4 protein-coding genes are annotated in these 3,044 nt (G+C 65.2%); 1 reads left to right on the top strand and 3 read right to left on the bottom strand.

All coding sequences use genetic code 11. The features are described 5' to 3' along the window. Positions 1-631, bottom strand: a 631-nt coding sequence (locus QT222_RS03500; RefSeq protein ID WP_491476320.1) for an enoyl-CoA hydratase/isomerase family protein, incomplete at its 3' end; no start/stop codon positions are given. Positions 632-731: 100 nt separating this feature from the next. On the opposite strand from QT222_RS03500, the gene QT222_RS03495 reads away from it, so the two are divergent. Then, positions 732-1,232, top strand: coding sequence for a DUF5797 family protein (locus QT222_RS03495; protein WP_004056991.1), 501 nt, complete (start codon positions 732-734; stop codon positions 1,230-1,232). A 53-nt stretch (positions 1,233-1,285) separates the two neighbouring features. On the opposite strand, the gene QT222_RS03490 is transcribed toward QT222_RS03495, so the two are convergent. After that, positions 1,286-1,879 (bottom strand): class I SAM-dependent methyltransferase, encoded by a 594-nt coding sequence (locus tag QT222_RS03490; protein WP_004056990.1) that lies wholly within the window; start codon positions 1,877-1,879, stop codon positions 1,286-1,288. A 57-nt stretch (positions 1,880-1,936) separates the two neighbouring features. After that, positions 1,937-2,920, bottom strand: coding sequence for a DUF5787 family protein (locus QT222_RS03485; protein ID WP_491476321.1), 984 nt, complete (start codon positions 2,918-2,920; stop codon positions 1,937-1,939). Between the last annotated feature and the right edge of the window lie 124 nt (positions 2,921-3,044).

Below are 3,044 nucleotides of genomic sequence, written 5' to 3'. Positions count from 1 at the left end.
CTGTGGCCGCCGAAGGCGCGTGTCGGGGCTGGGACGCGAGGTGGGGGGTGAGGTGATCGAGGTGCGAGTCGGGCTGGTCGTGTGCGACGACGGCGCCGACGATTCCGTACTCGTGGGCGTCGCGCGCGTGGATGCGCGCGCCGAAGAAGATGAGTCGGCGCGCGGCTTCGTCGCCGGCGAGTGCGGGCAGACGGACGCTTCCACCCCAACCCGGCATGATTCCGAGGTCGATTTCGGTCTGTCCGAGGAGCGCGCGCTCGGAGGCGACTCGAAGGTCGCAGGCGAGTGCGAACTCCATGCCGCCGCCGAAGGCGTAGCCGTTGATGGCTGCGACAGTCGGTGCGGGGAACTCTTCGAGTCGCGAGGCGATACGGTGACCCTGCTCTGCGTACTTCTGTGCCGCGGGCGTCCCGATATCTTTCATGTAGCTGATATCAGCACCCGCGATGAAGGCCTTGTCACCGGCTCCGGTGAGCACGAGCACCCGCGCCTCCTCCGATTCGGCCTCGTCGAGGGCCTCTTCGAGCGCGTCGAGCGTATCTTTGTTCAGCGCGTTCATGTGGTCCGGTCGGTCGATGGTAATCGTCGCTACGTCGCCGTCCCAATCGAGTCGGAGCGTGTCCCAGCTCATATCCGAGCCGACGCGAGGCACAGGGATAATAATTAACGTTCGCCGATTCCGCTGGAGAATCCAGAACAACGTTATACCACCTCCGTCGAATCGTCCGAGTATGACGCTCTCCGACGAGGCGAAAGAACGACTCGCCGACATCGTCCGCCTCCAACCCACGAAGAACAAAGCGCTACAGAACCGATGGGACCTCGAAAGCGGAAGCGAGGTCCACCAATACCTCGAATCAGAGCTGAAAGACTACTACTACCGCGACGACAACAGCCTCATCCGCGCGACGGCCGAAGCGGCGGAACTCGTCGGCGTCGACCCCGGTGTCGAGGGGGACGGGGAGGAAGAATCAGTCCCGAGCGTCATTCGCGTTCCGGCACTCGAAGCCCGCGTGTTCGAAGTCGTCGCCGGACCCGACGACCGCTCCGAGAGCGTCGTCAGCGTCCTCAACAAACTCCGTGAGGAGTTCGACATCGACCCCGACGTGGACGACGTTCGTCGTGCGCTCCAGAGCCTCCGTCGGAAGGGTGTTATCGAAGTTATCTACCGAACCGTCCCGACGTTCCACCTCGCAGTCGAACGCGACGAAGTAGACGTAGAGGTCGTCTAGCTTCGAAGACGGCGTTCGACTCGTCTACCGTTCGAAGACCACGTCCAGCACGTCTACCGTTCGAAGACCAGCCCGTAGTGGTACGGTGGGATATCGAACTGCTGGTTCACCGTACCGTCGATTGCGCCTTCGACTATCGCTTTTGTCTCCTCGAGGGTGAGTCGCAGGTCGGTCGGCGGGCCGCGGGGTTCGCCGTCGATTGTGGTCGTCTCCCGGGGCAGGTCTCGCCAGTTGACGACGACCAGTCGCCCGCCTTCCGCGAGGACGGAGGCGATTTCTCTCACGAACGCGTCGTGGTCTTCGATTCCGTGGAACGCGTTGGCAATCAGTGCGACATCGACCGGTTCGGGGACGTGCTCGGAGAGCGACCGGGCGTCGCCGTGTCTCGTGACGACGTTGTCGATTTCCTGCTGGTCGGCGAGATGGTCGAGTTCCACGAGAAGTGACGCATCGAGGTCGACCGCGTACACCGGAGCGGGTTCGACGATGCGCGCCGCGGGCAGCGCGAAATACCCGTTCCCGCTTCCGATTTCGACGAGGCGGTCACCCGCGGAGAGTCCGAGTCGGCGAAGCGTTTCACCAGGTGTCGGCCAGAGTTTCCCCCACCAGTCCCAGTCCGGGAGGCTCGTGTTCTGAAACCGTTCCATGGGAGAAATGAGGACAGAACGGTCTTAGCGGTTCTCACTTCACTGGCGGAATTGTGGCTACCGCGATTCGTGTGCGGACTCTCCGACTCGCTCTCTGACGCGCTCGCGGCGGTCGTCCAGTATCCGCCGCACCCTTTTCCCCGGCCCACCTTCGATGGGCCATCCCTTCATCCGCCACGCTGGCGGTTCCGGCTCGAACGACGGGCACGAATGAGCGCACTCGCGTTGGCTCTGGTAACAGTCCTTTGCGACACAGCGCGGGACGAGCGCCATGCCGCGGCGGTCGAGTTCGAAGTGCCGACAGTCGGGTCGCATCGTATCGACGTAGCTTCGCCAGCCGCGGTCGTACGCGCGCTCCGCGAGGACGAGTCGCCGCCGGGCGTCGTCCGAGTCCGGCGTGAGTTTGCTCGGATGCCACAGCACCTCCGTCGAGCTGTCGCCGACGGCGAGGATACCGACTTCGACCGGTAAATCCTCCAACAGCGCGGGTTCGACCCGACGGCCGGTGGCCTCGGTCGCGACCCAGACCTCGTCGGCAAGCGCCCGCGACACGTCGTGTTCCAACTGGTCGGCGAGGGCGCGCGCGGCGCTCACATCGAGGTTCGGCTTGTTCTCGATGGCGACGATTCGTTCGACCCAATCTGGGTACGGGGTGATGCGCCGGTACTCGACGCGGTTGCGCGACCCGCGACGCTTCTCGACCAACCCCCGGCCCGCCGCCCGGTGGACGACCGGGACGACGTGTCGCCACGGAAAGTCCGGTTCGGGGATGGCGTCGCGGTACCACGCCCACTCGGCGGGGGCGTGGCGCACGACGCGCAGGAGGTCGGAGTCGAATCCGTCCGTCGAGAGGGCGTGACGGACGGCGAACGCCTCGGGGTCGACCTCGACGACGACTGTATCCCACCGACGCTCGCGGGTTCCGAGTTGTCGGGCGATGATTGCGGGGCGCGGGCCGTCCGGGTGCCACGCGCGTTCTGCCCAGCGACAAACCCGTAGCTCGAAGGCGAACTCCGGGTCGCGGTCGGCGGTGTCGCTCACGGCGGGGAGTCGGCGTGGGTCACCGAAGGCGTTTCGGTCGGTGGCGCGGTAGCGGTTAGAGAAGTGTGTTGGCGACGAGAGGAACGAGTACTGTCGCTCTCGGTGGGGTAGAACCCCGGCGCCG

It is taken from the genome of Haloferax sp. s1 (assembly GCF_058382125.1).
This window is presented reverse-complemented; position numbering and strand designations above follow the sequence as displayed.

Bases quoted from the DNA above. Each gene is read 5' to 3' on its own strand.
- QT222_RS03490 (WP_004056990.1), bottom strand. From the start codon at position 1,879: ATGGAACGGTTTCAGAACACGAGCCTCCCGGACTGGGACTGGTGGGGG.
- QT222_RS03495 (WP_004056991.1), top strand. From the start codon at position 732: ATGACGCTCTCCGACGAGGCGAAAGAACGACTCGCCGACATCGTCCGC.